This is a genomic window from Effusibacillus sp. SKA8, assembly GCF_058273125.1.
This window is the reverse complement of record NZ_JBZCSF010000003.1, coordinates 112,265-131,461: the sequence shown is the minus strand read 5'-3', so window position 1 is coordinate 131,461 and position 19,197 is coordinate 112,265. Positions and strand designations below refer to the sequence as shown.

The following is a 19,197-nucleotide window of genomic DNA, read 5'->3' as shown; positions in this document are numbered from 1 at the left end:
TTACGATTTCTCAAGCTTGTTCTTTCTATCAACCCATTCGGCCCAGATTAAATACAATACGCCTATGATTAGTGATAAAACACTTAAGAAGGTCAGAGAGTGATCAACGCTATTCAGCCAAAGTTGAAATTCCTGTTTACCAAATCCCCCATTGATTCCTCCCTGAGAACTTGTACTGTAGATGGATGCACTGAGGTACTTGGTGTTACCGCGAAAAGCATAGAGGAAATAAAACAGAATCCAAAACCTACACTTCTTCTTGTCAAAGCAATCCCCCATTTGAAAATACGGTTCACCGGGCGGCTTGTTTCATTATATGTATTACACTATATGTATTACACTAAAATCGAACTAATTCCTGCTGAAATAATTCTAATTTAAAGAAATAAAAACCAACACGATTCGACATTATGATTCGACATTATGATTCGACATAAAAAATACACCCCTAGAATTACATCGGATTTTCCAGGGATTTTTCCAATGTCTATTCTAAGGGGTGCGCTTCACTTTGACATATTGAGCCTCTTCATTAAAACGAAAATTTGCCGCCGAAGGTTTGGTACAACAGCAATCCGTTCAAGCTTATGACAAGCAGGGCGATCAGGTAAGCCACCCCGTTGACCAGCGGCTTGTTGGCGAATTCCCCCATCAGTTTCCTGGACCGGGTGAACAAAATCAACGGAATGATGGTAAAAGGGAGCTGCAGCGACAGGACGACCTGCGAGATGACCAGCGCCTGCAGCGCATCCACCTCCATGCCGATCAGAACCAGTGCCGGGAGCATGGTGATCAGCCGCGTCAGGAAGGGAGAAAGCTTGATTTGCAGAAACCCTTCAAGGATCGATTGTCCCGCCATCGTGCCGGTTGTCGAAGAAGACAGTCCGGCCGACAGAAGAGCGATTCCGAAGATCAGGCCAGACGCGGCGCCGAGCAGCGGCGTCAGCGTCGCATGGGCCTGCTCGATCGACTCAACCGCGATGCCGTGTGAGAAAAACACGGCGGACGCCATAATAATCATCGCCGAATTGATAAACCAAGCGAGATTCAGCGCGATCACGGAATCGAACTTCGCCATCCGGAGCAGGTTGCGGTTGTGTTCCGGGTTGTCGGGAATCACCCGGCTTTTGATGATATCCGAGTGCAGGAAGATGTTATGCGGCATGACGGTTGCCCCCAACATCCCGATGGCGACGAGAATGCTCGCCGAATCGATGCTTGGGACGAAGATGCTCCGGCCGATCGCCGCCCAGTCCGGTTTGGCAAAGACCAGCTCTGCCACGTATCCGATTCCGACCAGGGCGACCATAGAGAAAATCGCGGTTTCCACTTTCCGGTATCCGAATTTTTTCAGCCACAGGATGGAAAAAACGGCTGCCCCGGCGATCAGCGCCGCAGGAAACATCGGAATGCCGAGCAGGATTTTAAACCCGATGGCAGCACCCAGGAACTCTGCGAGGTCGGTGGCCATCGCGGCCAGCGTCGCCATCGCCCACAGGAAATAGGCAACCGGTTTTGGCAGGTTCTCCCGGCAGTTTTCCGCCAGGGAACGCCCGGTGGCGATGCCCAGTTTGGCCGCCAAAACCTGCAGGACGATCGCCATCAGGTTTGACAGGAGCAGCACCCATAGCAGTTTATAGCCGAAGTTGGATCCGCCGGCGATGTTGGTCGCCCAGTTGCCCGGATCGATGTATCCGACGGACACCACGAAGGCCGGTCCCAAAAAGGGAATGATCTTCCGCAAGGTAAAAATTTTTGCACCGGACAAAACCGGAAACGGCAAACGCTTTGCCATTGCCGTTTGGTTCGTATTCTCCATGGGTTATCACCTCTCCTCACACTCATCCATATGCGTTTGCAAACCTTTTGGTGAAGGGAAAGTATATTTCGTGAATGAAAATAATTTTTTTACAGCTAAAAAAGTTTCCTCAAACTAAATTTTATCCCTTTGTTGCACTTGTGTCAATCTAATATTATATTAGAATAATTCTATATTAAAGATTGGTTTTTTGCCTTCCCTTCATGTAAAATAGATATCGAACGCATTTCCAATACTTATCGAGGTGAACGTATGTCAGCCGAAGCCAATACGGGTCTGCTGCGCAAGCTCCCGGCTGTTCACCGGCTGTTGGACCACCCGGTCAGCCGCCGGTTAATCGAAACGTATTCGCATGATCTGGTTTCGGAAGCGGTTTCCGAGACGGTCTCCGAAATAAGGCGCCAGATCCTGTCCGGAGAGCGGACCGTCGTGGCGGCGGAAGAGGAATTGCTGCAGCGGGCCGAGCGTTACCTGCGGCGGCGGTTCGAGCCGAATTTTCGCCGGGTTATCAATGCGACCGGTGTTGTTCTGCACACGAATCTCGGCCGTGCGCCGCTGGCTGAAACCGCTTTGGAAGCGATTGAACGGACGGCGAAAGGATATTCGAATCTCGAATTGAAGCTGGCCACCGGTGAGCGCGGTTCGCGCTACGATCATGTCGAGGAGCTGATTTGCCGGTTGACGGGGGCTGAGGCGGCGCTTGTCGTCAACAACAACGCGGCGGCTGTCCTGCTTGTGCTGCGTGAGATGGCAAGGGGACGCAAAGTGATTGTGTCGCGCGGGCAGTTGGTGGAGATCGGCGGTTCGTTCCGCGTCTCGGAAGTGATGAAGGAGTCGGGCGCGATCCTGGTCGAAGTCGGAACGACAAACAAGACCCACGAATGGGACTATGAGAACGCGATCGACGCAGACACCGCCCTGATCCTGAAGGCCCACACGAGCAATTTCCGGATCGTGGGCTTTACTTATCAGCCGGAATTGCCGGATCTGGTGGCGCTCGCTCACCGGCACGGTCTGCCTGTCTATGAAGATCTCGGGTCCGGGTCGCTCATCGATCTGCGAAAATTCGGCATCGGAGACGAACCGACCGTCGGAGCTTCGATCAAGGCCGGGGTGGATCTCGTTTCCTTTTCCGGGGACAAGCTGCTCGGCGGAACGCAGGCGGGCATCATTGCCGGAAAAGCGGAGTTTATCAAACGCATTAAGAAAAACCAACTGACCCGCGCGCTGCGGGTGGATAAGCTGACACTGGCCGCGCTGGAAGCGACGCTGCTGCTGTATCTCGACGAGGAACGGGCGCTGCGGGAAATTCCAACGCTTTCCCTGCTCACCAGGCAGAAAGAGGAATTGCACCGGGAGGCGCAGCGGTTGGCTGAGGGGCTGCGGGCCGTTTTTCAGGACCAGGCGGCGGTGGAAGTGGCGGAAGGAATGTCCCAGGTCGGCGGCGGCAGCCTGCCGACGGAGGAGTTGCCCACGTATCTTGTGGCGGTCAAAACGGGGACGTTCTCGCTCAACGCCTTGGAACATGCGCTGCGGCACGTGGAACCGCCCGTGATGGCCACCATTCGAAAGGAGGCTTTGCTGTTCGATGTCAGAACAATTTTCCCAAGAGAAATTGAAGAATGTGTCAACAGCGTCCGCGACGCCTATAAACGTCTCGGGTGACGCGATAACACCGGCGGAAGCGATACGGTTGACGATGTTGTCGGAAAAAGCCGGCTGAGGCTGCAAGATCGGTCCTGCGGACCTGGCTCAGGTCTTGAGCCATTTGCCGAAAAATTTGCCCGACGCAAACCTTATCGTCGGGTTGGAGACATCAGACGATGCGGGTGTGTACAAACTGACCGACGAACTGGCGATCATTCAGACGGTGGATTATTTTACGCCGATTGTGGACGACCCGTATATGTTCGGCGCGATTGCGGCGGCAAACGCGCTGTCGGACGTTTACGCGATGGGCGGCAAGCCGGTCACGGCGCTCAACATCGTAGGGTTCCCGGTCAGCAAGCTCGACAAGAAGATTCTTGCGGAAATCCTGCGCGGTGGGGCCGACAAGGTACGGGAAGCGGGAGCCGTGATCGCGGGCGGCCATTCGATCGACGACAGGGATCCGAAATTCGGCATGGCGGTGACGGGCATCGTCCACCCGGAAAAAGTCTGGACGAATGCCGGCGCCTGCCCGGGTGACAAGCTGGTGCTGACCAAACCGATCGGAGTCGGCATCGTGACAACCGCGATCAAGCGCGGAAAAGCCACGCCCGAAGCGATCAAGGAAGTCGAGACGGTGATGGCTACGTTGAACAAGGCGGCTGCCGAAACGGCGCGCAACTTTACGGTTCACGCATGCACGGACATTACCGGGTTCGGTCTGCTCGGACATGCGGCTGAAATGGCGCGGGGCTCGTGTGTCGGAATCGAGATTGACGCCAAAGCCGTGCCGATGCTGCCGGATGCGTATGCGTTGGCGCAACAGGGCATTATTCCGGGCGGTTCGCTGAAAAACTACCAATGGCTCGAAGAAGACGTGCAGTACGCGGATTCCATCGACGAGGTCACCCGCAAGATTCTTTGCGACGCGGTGACATCCGGCGGGTTGCTGTTGTCGGTTCCGGCCAAAGAGGCGGATGCGCTGGTCGACTCGCTTAAGAAAAACGGGGTCGATGCGGCGGCGGTCATCGGAGACGTCGTGGCTGACCATCCGAAAAAGCTGGTTGTGCGTTAGCGAAAAAGCAAAACCGGGAGGCAAGACGGAACCTGAAATGAGATCGATGCGGAAAATCGCCGCATTGGGGAACGGGAGAGCGCTGCGAATTGCAGCGCCCCCCTGCGGCAACTTATTTTCTTTCTGCAAACTTACGGATTTACACGTTCGGTCTAAATGTCTTGCAATCGGTTTCTTCCGGCGTGGACGCTTCCTTGCCGCGGTTGCTCACAACGTAAATGGAATCGGCGTTGCATTTGTTTCCTTGTCCCCAATAGGTACAATTGTTCACTTCGCACAACACGTCTTTTGCCACCGGGATCACCTCCTTTTTGCTTAGAATCGGCAAAAAATCCGGAATTTAATCCCGGCAAACGCCATCAATCGCAAATATTCTTTGACAATAAACCGGTTTGCCGCCGCCCATCCGCAAGGAACCGTTTTTTTCCTGACCTCGTGGCAACACTAGGAATATGGAAGGAGGCGGTTCGTCCATGCGGACGAGTTTGCGCGAACAGGTGAACCAAACGGCTGGCACTCTCGCAGTCGGAGTGGACGCGCACGATAACTTGACGGTTGCGGCGCATTTGGAAGATACCGGATACGCCTTGGAAACGGGGATCGCGCAACAAGAGTTGCAAGCCTGGAAAAGGCGCCTGTACAGGGGTTGACGGATTTGCGGGGGGAGGGTAGACTCGAATCGAGCGGAGAGGAGGCGGCATCCATTCGGATTTTTGTCAATCAAATTGGCTTCGATTATCGGGTGGAAGTGGAGCGGATGACCCGCCTGTTTTTTGAAGAGGATACCGTCACGTTCGAAAATCCGGGGCGGCCCGAACTGGAACTGCGGCTTTGGCTGGCGGAGGCGGACGGGACGCTTCAGTCGGTTGCCGAACTGTACCAAAACGGAGCCCTGCAAGCGACCGCCTCTTATCGGCAAGCGCTGCCCCAGGGGGCGGAATCTTCCTTCCGCCGCAAACGGGGCAAACAGACGGTCTTACGTGCGATGCACGACTGTTTGGCCGATTTTACCGGTTCGGGGCAGCCCTGGGGGATTTTAACCGGAGTCCGCCCCATGAAATTGGTGCACGGCTTGTTGGAACAAGGGTTGGCGGAAAGCGCGATTCGCGAAAAATTGGCTGCCGATTACCGGATCGCCCCGGAGCGGATCGGCCTTCTGCTGGAAATCGCGGATGTGCAGAGGGAGGTCATTCCGGATCTGTATCGGATCTGGCATCAGGCCAGCGTCTACGTCGGAATCCCGTTTTGTCCCACGCATTGCGCGTATTGCACGTTTCCCGCGTATTCGATGGAAGAAAAACGGGCTTACGCCTTCGATTTTCTGAAAGCGCTGGAAAAAGAGTTCATGGCTGTCGGCCGGTTTTTGCGCGAATACCGGATCCCGATCACCAGTGTGTATTTGGGCGGCGGAACTCCGACCAGCCTGAACGCCCCGGAGATGGAGTTCCTGATGGAAGTTCTGTATCGGGAGATTCCGGGCGGAAAGGCATGGGCCAAGCGCGGAAAGGAATCGTCCGCGCAAGCGGTTGCAGGCGATGACGTACCCAAAGCTGCGGCGCAAGGCGATATTTGGCGCGAATTCACCGTCGAAGCCGGCCGGCCGGACACGATCACCCCGGAACGGGTGGACGTCATGAAACGCTATCACGTGAACCGCATTTCCGTCAACCCCCAGACCTTTAAAGCGGAAACGTTAAAGGCGATCGGACGGGGGCATACGCCGGACATTGTCGACAGGCGGTTTCGTCTGGTGCGGGAAGCCGGGTTTGAAAATATCAACATGGATATGATTCTGGGGCTCCCGGGGGAAGACCTTGACGACGTGCGGCATACGAGGGACCGGATCGGGGCTTTGCAGCCGGATTCGGTAACGGTTCACACGATGTCTTTCAAACGCACTGCCGTTGTCAGGAAAGAAAAAGAACGGTTTGCCATTCCCCATACGCGGCTGGTGCGCATGATGATGGAGGAAACGGACGGGTGGGCTCGCGGATTGGGCTATCGTCCGTACTATGTATACCGTCAGAAAGACATTCTCGGGAACCTGGAAAACATCGGCTACGCGAAGCCCGGCAAGGAAAGCGTGTACAATATCTGCATCATGGAAGAACGGCAGTGCATTATCGGACTTGGCGGAGGCGCCTCGACGAAGTTGATCGGACCCGGCGGAAAAAGTTGCGGCCGGTATGGCAACCCGCGCGAACCGAAGGCCTATGTCGAGACGATTGACGCCGTGGTCGCCAAAAAAGTCGATTGGTTGAAACGGCATTACGAAACGATGCTGCAAACTTCCGGATAAGGCGGGAATCACTCAGGAAACGCGGGGGAGTCACATGCTGGAATCCATCTGTCAGTCGCTAAAAAACAGAGACGCTTCCGTCATGGGGCACCAGCACCTGTTCAAATCGGCGGTGTTGGTGCCAATTGTGGAACGGGACGGGCAGTTGTGCGTGCTGTTTGAGGAACGGGCCCATCAGTTGCAGCGCCAACCGGGGGAGATCTGTTTTCCCGGCGGACGCATCGACCCGGCGGATCCGGACGAACTGACCGCCGCCATCCGGGAAACGTGCGAAGAGTTGGGGCTTGAACGCGAACTGGTCGAGCCGGTCGGATCACTCGATTATGTTGTGACCCCCTTTCAAATTGTCTACCCGTTTGTTGGCCGTATCGCCGATTATGCCAAAATCAGGCCGAATCCGGCGGAAGTGGCCGGCGTTTTTTGCGTGCCGCTTGCGTTTTTGAGGAATGCGGTGCCGGATCTCCATTATGTGGATCTGAAGCTGACCCCTCCGGACGACTTCCCGTTTCATCTGATCCCAAACGGCCGCAATTACAATTGGCGAACGGGAAAAGTGCCCGAATATTTTTATTTCTACGAGGATCGCATTATCTGGGGGCTGACGGCGAGGATTCTGCACCATTTTCTTGATGTAACCAAATGAAAAAGCGGATCCTTATGCCGGATCCACCAGTTCAAACCCTTCCTTTTTCAATGCCGCTTTCGCTTCTGCGATTGTCTCCGCATCTTCCGCAACCAGAGTATGGTAATGCAGCCCTCCCGTAACCTCCGAAAAAAGGGGGATCGGCGACCGGGCCCGTTTTTCAAGAAACTCTTTTACGTCCTTCGGGGTTGTGATGTTCAATTTGCCCTGAATCCGGCCGTACACCGGATGGTCAATAAACACGTCCTCGATGGTGACGTGATGCGCGACAAGAATCTCCAGTTCCCGTCTCAGTTGTTCGGGAGTATGGATGATTCCCAGCACTTCGCGGTATTGGGATTTGGCACCATGTTCCAGCAGGTAGCCTTGCGTTGTGCTCAGGATCTGAAAACCGTCTTTTCGCAGAAACGCAATATCCTGGACGACGGTTTGCCGGCTGACATCCAGAATGTCCGCCAGGCAGGAGCCGGGAATCGGCACGCTCGATGACTTCAGGATGTCCAAAAGCTGTTGTCTGCGATCCATTCGGAGACAAGCCTCCATGCAATCCGCTTTTTTCCAGACTACGAAATGGCAAGCATCCGGTCAATCGCCAGTTTGGCCCATTTTGCGATGTCCGGAGAGACTTGGATCACGTTTTGCGGCGCTCCCGCGAGGATGTTTTCCAGCGACCAGAGCAGATGCGGGCGGTCGATCCGGTTCATCGTGAGGCACGGGCAGATCATCTCGTTCAGGGAGACGATAAACTGTTCCGGATGTTCCTGCGCGAGCCGGTTGACCAGGTTGTGCTCCGTCCCGATCGCCCATTTGGTTCCGGCGGGCGCTTTTCGAACCGTCTTGATGATAAAATCGGTCGATCCGTGTTCGTCCGCCAGCCGAACGGTTTCATGCGTGCATTCGGGATGGACGATGACCCGGATATCCGGATACTTTGCGCGGACTTCGTGAACATGCCGCGGTTCGAACCGGGTGTGTACCGAGCAATGCCCTTTCCACAGAATGACGCGCGGATCGCCCTCCCCGTCCGGAAACTCGATTTCCATTTCCTTCGGATCATAAACGCACATTTCGTGCAATGGAATACCAAACTTGACTCCCGTGTTGCGTCCCAGGTGCTGGTCCGGCAGGAACAGGATTCTTTTTTTCGTTTGCAGCGCGTGGGCGAAAATCTTCTCCGCGTTGGAGGAAGTGACCGTCAGGCCGCCGTGCTTGCCGACAAACGCTTTGATTGCGGCTGTCGAATTGACGTAGGTCACGGGGATGATCGAGTCGCCGTACCGTTCCGTGACGATCTTCCAACATTCCTCCATTTCTTGCACGTCCGCCATGTCAGCCATCGAACATCCCGCGTTCATATCCGGCAAAATCACCGTTTGCTCGTCCGATGTCAGGATGTCGGCGGTTTCCGCCATGAAATGAACGCCGCAAAACACGATATATTTTGTTTCCCGCAAACCGGCCGCAATCCGGGCCAATTGCAGGGAATCGCCGCGGTGATCGGCAAAAGCGATCACGTCGTCACGCTGGTAGTGATGGCCGAGGATGACCAAATCCTTCCCCAGGGCTTCTTTGGCGGAAGCAATGCGGCGGTCCAGTTCCGCGGAAGTCAGATGCGAATATTCCTCAGATGGCGATTGCCGAAGTGTACACTGATGTGCAGTAGCCATTGCGTCTCCCTCCGTATCTAATGTCCCCACTCGCAAGACCGCTAAGCTTTAGGCCAGCCTTTTATACGGTCGGCTTATACGTCCAGCTTTTTACGCGAGATCGAGGCTGATGTCCATCGCCTGTACGGAATGGGTCAACCATCCCAATGAAATCACGTCAACGCCGGTCAAGGCGAAATCTTTCACGTTGTCAGGCGTGATTCCGCCTGACGCTTCGGTGACGGAGCGGCCTTTTGCCATCCGCACCGCTTCTGCCATTATTTCCGGCGACATGTTATCCAGCAAGATCACATCCACCCCGGCCGCAACCGCTTCCCTCACCTGTTCCAGCGTGTCGGCCTCCACCTCGATTTTGACCATGTGGCCGATTCCGTCCTTGATCTTCCGGACCGCATCGGTGAGCGAACCGACAGCGGCGATATGATTGTCTTTGATCATGACGGCGTCATAAAGCCCGAAACGGTGATTGATGCCGCCACCGACCGTCACCGCGTACTTGTCGAAAATCCGCAGGCCCGGCACGGTCTTTCGCGTGTCGGTGATGCGGACGGGGAGATCCGCCACTTTGCGGCACACGTCCCGCGTGGCTGTCGCGATACCTGACATTCTCTGCATCAGGTTCAGGGCCACCCGTTCCGCGGAAAGGATGGCGCGGGCGCTTCCTTCAACGGTGGCGAGCGCATCCCCTTTTTCGACGTCCGTACCGTCCGGTACAAGCGTTTCAAAACGAATCTGCGGGTCCAGCAAGCGGAAACACTCTTCCGCCACCGAAAGGCCTGCAATTCTCCCCGTTTGCTTGGCCACGAAGGTGCCGCGAATGCGGGTTTCCGCTTCAAACAGCAACTCGGTGGTCAAATCGCGGCCGCCGATGTCTTCAATGAGAGCCTGTTGCAGAAACTGGCGTACGAGCAACGGATTCATAAGTTCCTCCTTGGGTTGAATGGGTTTGAAATTCCGGCAGAGCTTCCGGGTAATCGCTGCGAAAATGGGCTCCCCGGCTTTCCCGCCGCCAAAGCGCCGCCCGTACGACCAGCAGTGCGGCTGTGAGCAGGTTGCGGTCGGGAGTTGGCGCTGACGGAAGTTTGTCCAAGCGGGATTGCAGTTGGTCCAGCGCTTTTTTCAGGCGCGATTCGTCGCGGACGATGCCGGTGTGCGTCCACATCAGCTGTTGGACCTGACGCAGAAGTTCCGGCGTCGGATATGTGCCGATTTTTACATAATCGGCGCAATCGACAGCCGGTTCCGCCGATTGACCTGACAGCGGGAGGCATTCGGCCAACGCGTCAGCCGTTCGCTGCGCCATGACAAGGCCTTCCAGCAACGAATTGCTGGCGAGGCGGTTTGCTCCGTGAAACCCGCTGGAAGCCGCTTCGCCGATCGCGAACAACCTGGGGACCGAAGTGACGCCCCGGTCGTCGGTTGCGACTCCGCCCATCGTGTAATGGGCGGCCGGCACCACCGGGATCAGGTCGTTGGCGGGATCGATCCCGATTTTTTTGCAAGACTGATAAATCGTCGGGAAACGGCGGTCAAATCCCGGAATCGAGCGGGCATCGAGATACACGTCCCGGCCGGCTTGCATTTCGGAATAGATCGCTCTCGACACGATGTCGCGGGAAGCCAGGTCTCCCCATTCATGATAGCGGCCCATGAATCTCTCCCCCGCAGAATTGACGAGCACCGCGCCTTCGCCGCGAACCGCTTCCGACACAAGCGGGAGGGGACATGTGCGGGTGCGGAGCGCCGTCGGGTGAAACTGGACGAACTCCATGTCGCGCAGCACGGCTCCCGCCCGGTAGGCTAAGGCATAACCGTCTCCGGTGCAACCGGCCGAGTTGGTTGTGTGCCGATAAAGCTGTCCCAGTCCGCCTGTTGCCAAAACGACCGCTTTTGCACGAAAACAAACCGGATAGCCGGCAGCGGTTTTGCAGACGATTCCCGTGCATTCCCCGTTCTCGATGAGCAGTTCGGCAACGTATGTGTTCTCCCACAAATCGATGTGCCGGTTCGTTTGCAGATGACGGGCCAGTGTCTGCATAACGGTCCGGCCTGTGGAGTCGCCGCCCGCATGAACGATGCGGCTGCGGCTGTGCGCCCCTTCTTTGCCCAAATGGAGGATTCCGTCCGCATCGCAATCGAGACTCACGCCCAGTTTCTGCAAGAAGCGGATGGCCTCTGCCGCCTGCCCGACGAACGATTCCACCGTTCTGGCGTCACAAAGCCCCTGTCCGGCCCGCAACGTATCCTGACCGTGCAAAGACGGGTGGTCGTCAGGCGACAAAGCGGCAGCGATGCCACCCTGGGCGAGGCTGCTGTTGTTGTCGGTCAGGGTTCCCTTTGTCACAAGGGCGACACGGCCATGCTTGGATGCGAGCAAACTCAGCGTCAAACCGGCAATGCCGGAGCCGACAACGACATAATCGTGAATTACGTTTCGCATGGCCATCCCTTCTTCCGCCGAAAATCCATCTGTGAAAATCTATGTTCCTATTATGAAAGTTGCTGTTGTATACTGTCAAGACAGGTGTAAAATAAGGTGTAAAGAATCGTGTATGATTTCCATGTGTATGCAGAAAGGGTGTCCCAAATGACGGAGCTTTCACGATATTTCGATCATGCCGCGACGACTGTCATGCGAAAAGAAGCGTTCGACGCGATGGCGCCTTATTTTCTGAACGATTTCGGGAATCCGGGCAGCCTGCACCGGTTTGGTTTCAGGGCCAGGGAAGCGTTGGAAAGCGCCAGGGCTCTTGTGGCGGGAACGATTGGGGCCGCCGCGAAAGAGGTGATTTTTGCGGGGAGCGGTACGGAAGCCAACAACCTTGCGGTTCTTGGCGGCGCCCGGCGGATGCGGAGGCTGGGAAAAGGCAGCCACGTTGTGACCAGCGCCATTGAACATCCTTCCGTCGGGGAAGCCTGCCGCGTGCTGGAACAGGAAGGCTTTCGGGTTACGTACGTACCGGTCGACAGCTACGGGCGGGTTGACCCGGAGGAGGTTCGGCGGGCGATTGAGCCGGACACGATCCTTGTCAGTGTGATGCACGCGAACAATGTGGTGGGCACGGTGCAGCCGATTGCGGAAATCGGCCGCTTGCTGCGGGGACGGGGTATCCTGTTCCACTCGGACGCGGTGCAAAGCTACGGAAAGATCCCGGTCGACGTCGAAGAGTTAAAAGTCGATCTGCTGACGGTCAATGCCCATAAAATCGGCGGTCCGAAAGGCGTAGCCGGTCTTTACGTAAGAAAGGGGGTACGGATCGATCCGCTGACTTACGGTGGCGGGCAGGAGCGGGGACTGCGCTCGGCCACCCCGAATGTGGCGGGAATTGTCGGCTTTGCCAAAGCGGCCGAACTGGCGGTGGCCGACCTGCCGCAGGAACGGGAGCGATGGCGGCGGTTGCGCAACCGGTTAACCGAGCGCTTGCTTGCGACAATACCCGGTTGTAAAATTCACGGGCCCGCGTCGCTTGGCCCGGAGTCTGTCGAATGTCTGCCAACCCATGTCAATATCGGCATCGACCGGATCGAAGGGCAGGCGTTGATGCTGGAATTGGACCGGCTTGGTTTTGCGACTTCCAGCGGTTCCGCCTGCAGCTCGACCGATCATGAACCTTCCTATGTACTTCTTGCAATGGGAAAATCGAGAGAGGTGGCGCTGGAGAGCTTGCGGATCACAATGGGCAGAACGACTACCGAACAAAGTGTGGATGAGTTGGCGGAGGCGCTGGAGGTTGTGGCGAAAAAATGGCGATCTGCCGTGAGTGTTCCCGGGATACCCCGTTGAAAATTTTTGATCCCAAACAAGGGAAATTTTGAAGGTGTTTGTAGAATGATGTCGAATTAGCCAAATTGATGGATTAATTGGCATGTTTCGTTTGATATTTTTCCTGACTGGTTCCGCCTTTCTTGGTGAGTTGGTCGCACTTGCATCTTACCAAACAAATGGCGGATTTTTGTTGTCCGTAAAGGAAGGGATTTTCTTATGCGACCCGGTCATCTGCGAGTACTTCTTTTCCTTTCTCTCCTTTTCTCTTTTCTGTATATCCCCGCGAAAGCAGAAGAAGATCGGGTGCTGGCCGTTGCTTTCGATAAAGATTTACCTCCGTTTTCGTCTGTTGACGAGAACGGAAACCCTACCGGGTTTGATATCGATTTGATTCGGAATGTGGCCGAAATTCGCGGGTATAAAATAGTGTTTCTGCCTATGCATTGGGAAGAGACGATGGACCAACTTCAACAGGGAAAAGTGGATGTGGTTCTCGGAATGCAGTACACAAGTGCCCGGGATGCAGTTTTCGATTTTAGTGAATCCTATTTTACGATGTCAGAAGTGCTGATTGTTCCAAAGACAGATAAATCCATTTCCAATTTGCACGATCTTAAGGAGAAAGTGGTGTCGCTCCAAAAAGGGGATGCCGGAATCGAGTTGCTTGAAAGTGTCAGAAGGGTGAAAACGGTTGTATCTTTTAGCCAGCCGGAAGCTCTCGAATTGTTGTTCTTGGGACGTGCCGATGCGTTCATTGGAAACCGGTGGACCGCCGAATACTATTTAAAGAAAAACAATTTGCAAGATCAATACGTGACCCGAACCGGTATGATCAATCCATCCGATTATGCGTTTGCCGTAAGAGAGGGGAATTACCGGCTGCAGAATGAGCTGAATCTCGGTCTGGCCGAACTTCATAAGAACGGGACGTACGGACGATTGTACAGCCAGTATTTTGAGCCGTATTCTTTCTATGCAGTCGGGAGTTGGAGAAAGCTCGTTTATGGTTTGTCGGTCATGATCGGTGTTGTTCTGATTGTGCTTGTCATAGGGTTCCTTTGGAATCAACGATTGAAAACGGAAGTTCGGCGGCATACACTGGCACTGGCGGATAATCTGGCCTTCCAAAAACAGGTTTTGGACAATGTGGATAATGGGATTATTTCGATCAGTCCGCAAGGGAACACCATGCTGATCAACGACGTGGCATGTGATCTGCTTGCCGTTAAAGGGGATGTGTTAGGGGTTGCTCTCTCTCAATACTTTCCTCAATTTCCCATCAAGGAGGCTCTGGAACAGGGAAGACTGAAAAAATATCAGGGAGAACTGCACCTTGAAGATGAGACAGGTCGAATCCTGCACTACTATATGGCTCCGTTAACCAATGGAGCAGGCGACTTTACGGGATGGATCATCAGCCTGCAGGACCGTACCGAGCAGAAACATTTGCAGGCCCGGCTGATTACACAGGAAAAGCTCCGGGCATTGGGACAACTGGTGGCTGGAATTGCTCATGAACTCCGCAATCCGCTGACTGCAATCAAAACTTTTTCTGAATTGCTTCCCAAGAAATTGGACGATTCACGGTTTCGGGTGGAACTGGTTCAGCATGTTCCGGAAGAAGTGGAACGAATGAATCGAATTGTCGAGGATCTACTGGACTATGTACGGGAAAAGCCCATCCAGACCCGGTGGGAAAACCTCAGTGCGATCGTTCGATCCGTTTTGGGACTTTTTGAGAAAAGAATGAAAAGCGAAAATATCCGGGTTGCAGTGGATCTTCATCCGGAGATTCGGGTTTTGGCGGATCGCGGACGGATCAAGCAGGTACTCATCAATCTTATATTGAATGCGATCGAGGCCATGAGCAAGTCAGGAGAAAAACATTTAACGATCCGCGCTCAAACTCAGGATCAATCTGTACAGCTCTTCATATCCGATACGGGAGAAGGTATGGAAGAATCGGCTCTCCGCCAGATGTTCGAGCCTTTTTACACAACCAAAAGTCAAGGAGTAGGTTTGGGGTTGTATATTAGCCGCAAAATTATGGCGGAGCACGGTGGACGCATCGAGGTCAGAAGCAGAAAAGGGAGCGGGAGCACTTTTATTTTGCACTTTGGGAACAAGGAGGGAGAACATGCCGAACATCCTGATCATTGATGATGAGAAGGCGATCTGCTCGTCTCTTTCATTTGTTCTTGAGGATGAACACAACGTTTGGACGGCTACGGATGCGGAAGAGGGATTGAGTCTGTTAAACGACGTGCCAATTGATTGTGTTCTTCTGGATCTGAATCTGGGACATCAGAACGGTCTTGAGTATCTTCCTCGCATCAAAGAAAAAAAGCCGGAAACGATAGTGATTATCATGACTGCCTATGGCACAATCGAGTCTTCCATTGCGGCGATCAAGGCAGGGGCGTATCATTATTTGACCAAGCCGCTAAACATTGAGGAAGTGAAATTGCTGCTGCACAAGGCAATCGACTTTCAACATCTGCACCAGCAAGTCAAAGCGCTGAGTGCTGCCGTTAAACAGCAGCATTCGTATGCGGGAATGATTGGCAAAAGCGAACCCATTCAAAAGGTTTTTCAGTTGATTGACAAAGTGAAGGATATCTCATCAAATGTTCTTGTCACAGGTGAAAGCGGAACGGGAAAAGAGCTGGTGGCACGCGCGATTCATTACCAAGGAATACGAAAGAATGAGCCGTTTTCCGTAATCAACTGTGCGGCAATCCCGGAACAACTGCTGGAGAGCGAGTTGTTCGGACATGAAAAAGGAGCATTCACCGGTGCATTTCAGCGAAAAGAGGGATTGTTCGAAAGATCCAAAAACGGAACCGTCTTTCTTGATGAGATCGGCGAAATGCCGCTTTCCTTGCAAGCCAAGATCTTGCGGGTCATTCAGGAGCGGGTGGTAAGGCCGATTGGTTCCTTTCAACTTATCGAAACAGATGTCAGAATTATTGCAGCCACCAATCGGAATCTCCAGGAGGAAGTGGCCAAGGGGAACTTTCGCGAGGATCTCTACTACCGGCTGAATGTGATACCTATCCATATGCCTTCTCTACGAGAGCGTCAAGAGGATGTACCGCTTCTGATCGAACATTTTCTAGCATTCTACTCGGCAAGTATGGGGAAAAAGAAAAAATCAACCAGCCCGGAAGTAAAACGGCTTCTTTATGACTACCCGTATCCGGGCAACATAAGAGAATTGGCCAACATCATTGAATATGCAGTGGCTCTTTCGCAAGATGACCGGATTGAGCTTGACGATTTGCCAGCCTCTGTTTTTTCCAATAATCGACTTTCGAAAACGAATGGATCTATGGAGGAAGGAGTATTCATTCCTGCCGGCCTATCTCTTGCTGAAGCAGAGAAAAAAATTATTCTATACACATTGGACAGAAACGGCGGGCATCGAATAAAAACTGCCCAGCAACTGGGCATCAGTGAACGGGGGCTGCGTGATAAACTGAAACAATATTTAAAAGAGGAGTAAACGCTGTTTAGATTTTTGGGTTCGGCAAAATTTGCCGATAGATCCGGCAGATTTTGCCGGTTTTTTTACGCTGATTTTTCCGGATTGATGAAAACGATTACAATTACGCATAACTATTGAGTTGGCATCGTTTTTGCTAGATAAATTTGAATGAAACATGAATTTAGAAAGGAGGGAATTGTTGATGAAAAAAATGATTTCAATCTTAACCGGCGTCCTATTGGTTTTGAGTGCTGCAACAGGGTGTGTCAGTTCGACAGGAAATACGGGAAATACGGGAAATACGGGCACGGGCGGAGACGTGAGAGAGCAGAAATTTGTAACGATCGCAACAGGCGGAAGTTCCGGTCCGTATTACACTCTTGGCGGGGCTTTGGCCAAGATATACAAAGAGAAACTTGGCTATCATACATCCGTTCAATCTACAGATGGAACAGTCGAGAACATTAACCTGTTAAAGGCCAAAAAAGTGGAAATAGCGTTTGCAATGTCTGATGTTGCATCCTTCGCATTTAAAGGGGAAGAAAACTTTAAAGACAGTGGTCCGGTAAAAGACCTTAGAGCAATCGCGGGGCTTTATCTGAATTACGTTCAAATTGTTACCTTGAAGGAAAAGAATATTAAGTCGGTTGCGGATTTGAAAGGAAAGCGAGTTGGTATAGGCGCTCCCAACAGCGGGGTGGAAGTCAACGCCCGAATGGTTTTAGGGGGGCACGGAATTACCTACAACGATATAAAACCCGAATATCTCTCGTATGCAGAGGCCATCGAGCAGTTGAAAAACGGTACGATCGATGCGGCTTTTGTGACCTCGGGTTTGCCCAATTCAACGGTAATCGACCTGTCAACAACAAAGAATGTAGAAATTGTACCGATCCAAGCGGCAGATCTGGGAAAAATGGTCAAACAATTCCCGTTTTTCGTTCAAGCCGAGATTCCGGCAGGCGTATATAAGAACGAAAAACCGATTCCGACAGCAGCGATCCGTAACATTCTTTTGGTCCGTGGTGATCTGTCGGATGAGCAGGTTTATAAAGTAACCAAAATGTTGTTCGAGAATTTGGGAGATCTGAAAGCTGCCCATAGTGCCGCGAAGGAAATCGATGCGAACAATGCGTGGAAGGACCTGGTCGTCCCCCTCCATCCGGGTGCTGAAAAATATTACAAAGAGGCAGGGAAGCTTTAATTCTCATTCATCGATACTTCAAGAGGAGGATTTACAATGGCTCAATCGATTGAACACTCAACGACGCGACGCATCACAGGCAACATCTTCAAAGGTTCGGTTGGAAATCTGATCGAATGGTACGACTGGTACGTCTATACTGCTTTTGCAGTGTATTTCTCGGCCGAGTTCTTTCCCAAGGGAGACCCGACAATCCAACTGCTTAACACAGCGGCGATCTTCGCCGTCGGCTTTCTGATGCGCCCGATAGGGAGCCTGTTGCTGGGCCGATACGCCGATCGTCATGGCCGCCGTGCCGCGTTGACGCTTTCCATCTCCGTCATGGCCGGCGGCTCTCTGATCATTGCCTGCACCCCTGGCTATGGCACCATTGGCGTGCTGGCTCCTATTATTCTGGTTCTCGCACGTCTTCTCCAAGGGTTGTCGCTAGGTGGAGAGTATGGAACCTCGGCAACGTACCTGTCCGAGATGGCCAGCAGCGGCCGCCGCGGCTTCTACTCGAGCTTCCAGTACGTCACACTTATTGCCGGACAACTGGTGGCACTGGGGGTTCAGATCATCCTCCAACAAATGCTCAGCGAACCCGATATGAAGTCCTGGGGCTGGCGTATTCCCTTCATCATCGGAGCAATGGGGGCATTGGCCGTATTGTGGCTGCGCCGCACGATGGACGAATCAGAGCAGTTCTCAAAAATGGGCACTGAAAGCCGGGCTGGCGCCGGGACGATTCGGGCTCTGATGAAGCACCCCAAGGCGGTGCTGACAGTAGTCGGACTTACGCTCGGCGGAACTGTCGCCTTCTATACGTACACGACGTATTTACAGAAGTTCATGGTGAATACTGTGGGACTCCCCAAGGAGGTCGTCAGTTGGATCAATTTTGTTGCCCTGCTGGTATTCGTCGTACTGCAACCTCTCGCCGGCATGCTGTCCGACCGGATTGGACGGCGCCCGCTATTGATTAGTTTCGGTATTCTCGGAACGTTGCTGACGGTGCCGCTGTTTCTGATCTTGGAGCAGACGAAGAACCCTATCGGCGCTTTCTTGCTCATGATGGCGGGTCTCATCGTTGTCACCGGTTACACATCCATTAATGCGGTTGTGAAAGCCGAGCTCTTCCCGACGGAAGTCCGCGCCCTTGGCGTCGGTTTCCCTTACGGAGTCACCGTGGCGGTGTTCGGCGGGACGGCGGAGTTCATCGCGTTATGGTTCAAGAGCATTGGCTTCGAGTCGCTCTTCTACTACTATGTAGCTGCCTGTATTGCCGTGAGCCTGATCGTCTACTGGCGTATGGGAGAGTCTTCGAAGTTCTCCCGCATCGAATCCGAGTTCAATGCTGAAATGGGCAAGCTGCCCGCGAATCTGGCTCAGAGCAACACGAACCCGGCTCAGGGCAATCTGAATAACATGAACGCCTAGAGGCACGATGATTTGGTGTCGAATATGTGTTGGGAATATGTGATTGCGGGGACTTGACATTATCCGCCAGGATAAGTAAGATACATCCTAACTGAACATATGCGAACCATGATCCGTCGAAGGGAAGAAGTAACAAGGTTTTCCGCCTGGCCAGAGAGAAGACGTCGCGGC

16 protein-coding genes and 1 other annotated feature (1 of these 17 running past the window's edge) are annotated in these 19,197 nt (G+C 53.6%); of the genes, 10 read left to right on the top strand and 6 right to left on the bottom strand.

Translation table 11 applies throughout. The annotated features are described in order from the left end of the window. Window positions 1-532: 532 nt before the first annotated feature. Entirely contained in the window at window positions 533-1,819 is a 1,287-nt protein-coding gene (locus AC4ED1_RS04430; RefSeq protein ID WP_490936211.1) for an Nramp family divalent metal transporter, read from the bottom strand. Window positions 1,820-2,071: 252 nt separating this feature from the next. Between AC4ED1_RS04430 and selA the strand changes: the two genes are divergently transcribed. Both selA and selD read left to right on the top strand, forming a co-directional pair. Beyond that, window positions 2,072-3,484: an L-seryl-tRNA(Sec) selenium transferase gene (gene selA / locus AC4ED1_RS04425; protein ID WP_490936210.1), complete on the top strand. Its 1,413-nt coding sequence runs from the start codon at window positions 2,072-2,074 to the stop codon at window positions 3,482-3,484. Between the two features lie 34 nt (window positions 3,485-3,518). Then, entirely contained in the window at window positions 3,519-4,541 is a 1,023-nt protein-coding gene (selD, locus tag AC4ED1_RS04420) for a selenide, water dikinase SelD (protein ID WP_490936265.1), read from the top strand. A gap of 139 nt (window positions 4,542-4,680) precedes the next feature. Here selD and AC4ED1_RS04415 read toward each other — a convergent pair whose 3' ends face one another. Next, entirely contained in the window at window positions 4,681-4,836 is a 156-nt protein-coding gene (locus tag AC4ED1_RS04415) for a DUF1540 domain-containing protein (protein WP_490936209.1), read from the bottom strand. 178 nt (window positions 4,837-5,014) lie between these two features. Between AC4ED1_RS04415 and AC4ED1_RS04410 the strand changes: the two genes are divergently transcribed. From AC4ED1_RS04410 to AC4ED1_RS04400, 3 genes are read left to right on the top strand one after another with little or no spacing between them, the layout of a single operon-like run. Then, complete coding sequence (locus tag AC4ED1_RS04410; protein ID WP_490936208.1) at window positions 5,015-5,191, top strand: hypothetical protein; 177 nt, start codon at window positions 5,015-5,017, stop codon at window positions 5,189-5,191. A 5-nt stretch (window positions 5,192-5,196) separates the two neighbouring features. Continuing rightward, window positions 5,197-6,840 (top strand): coproporphyrinogen III oxidase family protein, encoded by a 1,644-nt coding sequence (locus AC4ED1_RS04405; RefSeq protein ID WP_490936207.1) that lies wholly within the window; start codon window positions 5,197-5,199, stop codon window positions 6,838-6,840. A 34-nt stretch (window positions 6,841-6,874) separates the two neighbouring features. Then, entirely contained in the window at window positions 6,875-7,483 is a 609-nt protein-coding gene (locus AC4ED1_RS04400) for an NUDIX hydrolase (protein WP_490936206.1), read from the top strand. A 12-nt stretch (window positions 7,484-7,495) separates the two neighbouring features. On the opposite strand, the gene AC4ED1_RS04395 is transcribed toward AC4ED1_RS04400, so the two are convergent. The 4 genes from AC4ED1_RS04395 to AC4ED1_RS04380 form a co-directional block, all read right to left on the bottom strand. Further along, entirely contained in the window at window positions 7,496-8,008 is a 513-nt protein-coding gene (locus tag AC4ED1_RS04395) for a 3H domain-containing protein (protein ID WP_490936205.1), read from the bottom strand. Between the two features lie 38 nt (window positions 8,009-8,046). Beyond that, window positions 8,047-9,150 carry a quinolinate synthase NadA gene (gene nadA / locus AC4ED1_RS04390; protein WP_490936204.1) on the bottom strand — a complete coding sequence of 368 codons (1,104 nt, stop codon included), beginning with the start codon at window positions 9,148-9,150 and terminating at the stop codon, window positions 8,047-8,049. 90 nt (window positions 9,151-9,240) lie between these two features. Next, a complete protein-coding gene (gene nadC / locus AC4ED1_RS04385) occupies window positions 9,241-10,071 on the bottom strand; it encodes a carboxylating nicotinate-nucleotide diphosphorylase (RefSeq protein WP_490936203.1) in 831 nt (276 codons plus the stop codon). Then, on the bottom strand, window positions 10,025-11,590 hold the full coding sequence (locus tag AC4ED1_RS04380) for an L-aspartate oxidase (protein ID WP_490936202.1): 1,566 nt from the start codon (window positions 11,588-11,590) through the stop codon (window positions 10,025-10,027). The genes nadC and AC4ED1_RS04380 overlap by 47 nt, the downstream gene beginning before the upstream one ends. 147 nt (window positions 11,591-11,737) lie before the next feature. Here AC4ED1_RS04380 and AC4ED1_RS04375 point away from each other — a divergent pair, with 147 nt between their 5' ends. From AC4ED1_RS04375 to AC4ED1_RS04355, 5 genes are all read left to right on the top strand, one after another. Continuing rightward, window positions 11,738-12,934, top strand: coding sequence for a cysteine desulfurase family protein (locus AC4ED1_RS04375; protein WP_490936201.1), 1,197 nt, complete (start codon window positions 11,738-11,740; stop codon window positions 12,932-12,934). Window positions 12,935-13,219: 285 nt separating this feature from the next. Next, window positions 13,220-15,076, top strand: coding sequence for a transporter substrate-binding domain-containing protein (locus tag AC4ED1_RS04370; protein ID WP_490936200.1), 1,857 nt, complete (start codon window positions 13,220-13,222; stop codon window positions 15,074-15,076). Next, window positions 15,054-16,421: a sigma-54-dependent transcriptional regulator gene (locus AC4ED1_RS04365; RefSeq protein WP_490936199.1), complete on the top strand. Its 1,368-nt coding sequence runs from the start codon at window positions 15,054-15,056 to the stop codon at window positions 16,419-16,421. Before AC4ED1_RS04370 ends, AC4ED1_RS04365 begins: the two co-directional genes overlap by 23 nt. Before the next feature lie 184 nt (window positions 16,422-16,605). Continuing rightward, window positions 16,606-17,607, top strand: a complete 1,002-nt coding sequence (locus AC4ED1_RS04360; protein WP_490936198.1) for a TAXI family TRAP transporter solute-binding subunit — start codon at window positions 16,606-16,608, stop codon at window positions 17,605-17,607. A gap of 36 nt (window positions 17,608-17,643) precedes the next feature. Continuing rightward, complete coding sequence (locus AC4ED1_RS04355) at window positions 17,644-19,026, top strand: MFS transporter (RefSeq protein WP_490936197.1); 1,383 nt, start codon at window positions 17,644-17,646, stop codon at window positions 19,024-19,026. Between the two features lie 107 nt (window positions 19,027-19,133). Further along, window positions 19,134-19,197: a binding site (T-box leader), on the top strand (it continues 193 nt past the right edge of the window).